The 625-nt window shown below is 62.6% G+C and carries 1 protein-coding gene; it reads left to right on the top strand.

The window, feature by feature from the left end:
- Positions 1–92: 92 nt before the first annotated feature.
- A partial coding sequence (locus EII42_RS12145) for a transposase (RefSeq protein WP_199729887.1) occupies positions 93–625 on the top strand: 533 nt, incomplete at its 3' end.

Raw genomic sequence — 625 nt, 5'->3', positions numbered from 1 at the left:
GAGACTGTAAGGAAAACGGTGTGTGAGGGTCTGGCCTGATCCGAGAGGAGATGGCCGTGTCTGACACGACTGACGTCATCGCTGATGACGAGATGATTGATCCCGTGACCGGGGAGATCATCGATCAGAAAGAACTCGCAGAACGCCTGCTCGCGCAGGCCAAAGAGCAGGGTATGAGCCTGGTCGGCCCGGGAGGGCTGCTGAACCAGCTCACGAAGAACGTCCTGGAGACCGCGCTGAACGCCGAGTTGACCGAACATCTCGGCCACGAGCACGGCGGGACCCCGATCGCCGAGAACATGCGCAACGGGACGCGCACGAAGACCGTGCTCACCGAGATCGGTCCTGTCGAGATCGAGGTCCCCAGGGACCGTGACGGGTCGTTCGAGCCGGTGATTGTCCCGAAGCGGAAGCGCCGTCTCGACGGGATCGACCAGATCGTGCTGTCGTTGACCGCGCGGGGTTTGACGACCGGTGAGATCGCCGCGCACTTCGACGAGGTCTACGGGGCGAAGGTGTCCAAGGACACGATCAGCCGGATCACGGAGAAAGTCGCCGGCGAACTCGCCGAATGGTCGAGCAGGCCGTTGGATCCGCTCTATCCGGTGATCTTCGTCGACGCGAT

The sequence above is a fragment of the Tessaracoccus sp. OH4464_COT-324 genome, from assembly GCF_003932855.1.
In the GTDB taxonomy this organism is placed as follows: Bacteria; Actinomycetota; Actinomycetes; order Propionibacteriales; family Propionibacteriaceae; genus Arachnia.
The sequence above is the reverse complement of the archived record's forward strand: the minus strand, read 5'-3'. Positions and strand labels throughout refer to the sequence as shown.